The sequence below is a fragment of the Cellulomonas algicola genome, assembly GCF_003851725.1.
In the GTDB taxonomy this organism is placed as follows: domain Bacteria; phylum Actinomycetota; class Actinomycetes; order Actinomycetales; family Cellulomonadaceae; genus Cellulomonas; species Cellulomonas algicola.
In genome coordinates this window covers 1-3,283 of record NZ_BHYL01000400.1, presented here as the reverse complement: position 1 = coordinate 3,283, position 3,283 = coordinate 1, and the positions used below count along the sequence as shown (strand labels likewise).

General features: G+C 76.5%; 4 protein-coding genes. 2 read left to right on the top strand and 2 right to left on the bottom strand.

The features are described 5' to 3' along the window. Both CTKZ_RS19915 and CTKZ_RS19910 read right to left on the bottom strand, forming a co-directional pair. On the bottom strand, nt 1–1,220 hold a 1,220-nt coding region (locus CTKZ_RS19915), incomplete at its 3' end, for a UvrD-helicase domain-containing protein (protein ID WP_148090531.1). A gap of 85 nt (nt 1,221–1,305) precedes the next feature. Beyond that, entirely contained in the window at nt 1,306–2,244 is a 939-nt protein-coding gene (locus tag CTKZ_RS19910) for a DUF3152 domain-containing protein (RefSeq protein ID WP_235843576.1), read from the bottom strand. A gap of 47 nt (nt 2,245–2,291) precedes the next feature. On the opposite strand from CTKZ_RS19910, the gene CTKZ_RS19905 reads away from it, so the two are divergent. Together CTKZ_RS19905 and CTKZ_RS19900 are read left to right on the top strand one after the other, a co-directional pair. Continuing rightward, the gene (locus CTKZ_RS19905; protein ID WP_124344543.1) at nt 2,292–2,960 is read left to right on the top strand and encodes a TetR/AcrR family transcriptional regulator; all 669 of its coding nucleotides are present in this window, start codon (nt 2,292–2,294) and stop codon (nt 2,958–2,960) included. A gap of 73 nt (nt 2,961–3,033) precedes the next feature. Further along, nucleotides 3,034–3,258, top strand: a complete 225-nt coding sequence (locus CTKZ_RS19900) for a DUF3107 domain-containing protein (protein ID WP_168679396.1) — start codon at nt 3,034–3,036, stop codon at nt 3,256–3,258. Nucleotides 3,259–3,283 lie beyond the last annotated feature (25 nt).

Genomic DNA, 3,283 nt, shown 5'->3' with positions numbered 1-3,283 from the left:
CCGCGGCCCAGGTCGCGTGCGTCGGCGACCGGCGCCTGCGCGCCGGGCCGAGCCGTGACGCGCGGGGTCGCACGCGCGTCACCCTCGGGCGCGGGCGCCGCGTGATCGCGCGCTGCGGACCGGGCGGTCGCTCGACGGTGCTGGACCGCACCGACCGACCCGATGCGCTCGGTGACGCGCCGCGTCACGTCGCGGACCGCGTCACCGTGCCGCCACACCGTCCTGAGGACGTGCGTGACGGTGCCGAGCTCGCCGTCACCGGCACCGGCGACGGCCGCGCGCCCGACGAGTGTCGGCGCCGCCCCGCGGAACGTCTGCACGGCCTCGTCGGGGTCGGCCAGGAGGAGCAGCCGCGCACCGTCGTCGACGAGCACCCGCAGCAGCCGCGCGGTGGCCGAGGTGCTCTCCTGGTGGTCGTCCACCACGACGAGCCGCCAGCGCGGCCGCACCGCGCCCGGCACCTCGTCGTCCCACGCGCGCAGCGCCTGCGCGGCCTCCTCGACGACGACCGCGGGGTCGAGCCGCGCGCCGAGGTCGGGCGTCGCGGACCGCAGCTCGAGGACGTCGAGGTACTCCTCGTACACCTGCGCCGCGGCCGTCCACTCGGGCCGGCCGTGCGCCGCCCCGAGGTCGGCGAGGTCGACTGGTCCGAGCCCGCGCTCGGCGGCACGCATGAGGAGGTCGCGCAGCTCGTCGCGGAACGCGCGCATCGTCGGGACGTCGGCGGGGACGTCCCCCGGCCAGACGGGCCGCACGCCCTCCCCCGCGGCGTGGCCGGCGAGCAGCTCGGCGAGCAGCAGGTCCTGCTCCGCCCCCGAGACGAGGGTCGGCGGCACGAGACCGAGGTGCCCGGCGCGCGCCCGCAGCACCGCGAACGCGACCGCGGGCGCGGTCTGCACGAGCGGCCGGCCCGACGTCGCACGCAGCCGGGCCGCGAGGCGGTCACGCAGGTCGGCGGCGGCGCGACGGCCCGCGGAGACGACCAGGACGTCCTCAGGCGCGAGGCCCGCGTCGACGGCCGCGACCACCGTCTCGAGCGCGACGGTGGTCTTGCCCGTGCCGGGCGCGCCGAGCACGAGCAGGGCCCCGTCGTCACCGTGCACCGCGCGCTCGACCGCGATCGTCTGGTCGTCGTCGAGGCCCACCGGCCTGCCCGGTCCCCGCGCCGGCCCGTCGGCCAGGGCGGGGCGCACGAGGCGCAGCGCGGGGGGCGTGGTCACGGCCCCGATCCCATCACGGACCGCCGACACCGCGGTCCACCGTGAGGTCGTCAGGCGTGTGCCGGGCGGACTGTCAGGCGCACTGTCAGGGGAAGGGCCACGGGTTGGGGACGCACGGCGCTGCCTTGTACGACTGCTGCTGCATGAGCGGGGCCAGCGCGCCGGGCGCCGGGCACTTCTCGTGCCCGTGCCCGAGCAGGTGCCCGACCTCGTGGTTGACGAGGTACTGGCGGTAGGTGACCTTGTCGCCCGCGAGCTCCTGCGTCGCGAGCACCCAGCGCCGCAGGTTGAGCACCGCGTTGCCGGCCCGGCCGCACGAGACCTGGCCGTTCGTGTCGAGCGGCGCGCACAGGTCGTCGACGCTCTCGGGGGACGCGAGGGTCACGCGGAGCTCGGCCGGCCCGTCGGTGCGCGCGAACGACACCGACCCGTCGGCTCCCCAGCCGCGCGGGTCGTTGAGCGTCGTCATGACGGTCTGCGCGAACCGCGCGCCGTCGACGGCGAGCCCGTCCTCGACCTCGACGCGGATCGTGCGCACGCGGCCCGTACCCGGGCCGGGGTCGCTGCCGGGGACGACCGAGAAGGTCCCGGCGGCGCGCTCGGGGATCTCGGCGGACAGCAGCCCGGCCTGGACGTCGACGAGCGTGAGACCCGGCGGCAGCGCGACGACCGGCGGGTCCGCCGACAGCAGGGAGTCGAAGGTCGGCACGGGCTCGGGCGCCGGCTCGCGCACGGCCGACCGGCTCGTGTCGGCGGCACGGCCCTGCGCGTCGTCCGCGACGGCCGCACCCGTGCCCCCGACCTGCACGGACGACACCGAGAGGGCGAGCGCACCCCGGAGCGTGCCCGACGCCGACACCCCCGGCAGCGTCACGGTCGCCGTGCCGGCCCCCAGCAGGAGGCCACCGAGCGCGACGGCCGACGCCACCGCCACGGTCCGCCCGTCGGCGAGAGGTCGACCCCACCGGCGTCCGGGCGCACGGCGGGCGCGCTCGTCCGGACGGGGCATCTCGGGCGGGGTCACGCGGACATCGTCGCATCCCGGACACGTGCCGTCGCTACCATGCCGGGATGACAGACGGGACCGACGGCTCGCCCCCACGGCCGCGCAGCCCGCGGATGGCGCGCGACGAGCGCCGTGCCCAGGTGCTGCGCATCGCGCAGGACCTCTTCTCGTCCGAGGGTTTCCACCACGTCTCCATGGACGACATCGCCGACCGCGCCGAGGTCAGCAAGCCCGTGCTCTACCGGCACTTCCCCTCGAAGCTCGACCTCTACCTCGCGGTCGTCGACCAGTGCGGCTCCGACCTGCTCGCGGCCGTGGACGAGGCCGTCGCCCCCCTCGAGGCCGGACCCGTCCAGCGCGGCGCGGGGCGCGACGTCATCGCCGCGATCGTCCGGGCCTACATCGACTTCGTCGACGTCGCCGGGGAGTCCTCGACGCTGCTCTTCGAGTCGGACGTCACGCACGACGACGACGTGCGCGCCCGCGTCGAGCACGCGTCGTCCGAGGCCGCCCGCCGGATCGCCCGCGTGCTCTCCCAGGTGACGGGTCTGGCCGACGACGCCTCCGCCACGCTGGCCGTCTCGCTCATCGCGATGGCCCAGGGCGCGGCGACGCACCGGCTCCGCACGACGCCCGTCGCCGACGCCGGCCTGACCGCCGAGCTCGTCACGCAGCTCGCCTGGGGCGGCGTCGCGGGCCTGGTCCGCCCCGACTTCGTGTACGAGGACGCCTAGGATCGTCCAGGCGGGCCCCGTGGGCCCGGACGCTCGCGAGCGGACGACGTTGGAGGACGAGGAAGACATGGCCGTGGAGATCACGATCGGCGTGCAGAACCTGCCGCGGGAGATCGTCCTGGAGACCGACCAGACCGCCGACGAGGTCGCGGCGGCCGTCGCCGCCGCGCTGGACGGCAAGACGGTGCTGGAGCTGCACGACACGCGCGGTCGTCGGGTGATCGTCCCGACGTCCACGCTGGGCTACGTGGAGATCGGGTCCGAGACGAAGGCCCGCGTGGGCTTCGGCAGCATCTGACGACGCACGGACGAGGCCCCCGCCG

Coding starts and splice junctions, on each gene's coding strand:
- CTKZ_RS19905 (WP_124344543.1), top strand. CDS start 2,292: ATGACAGACGGGACCGACGGCTCGCCCCCACGGCCGCGCAGCCCGCGG.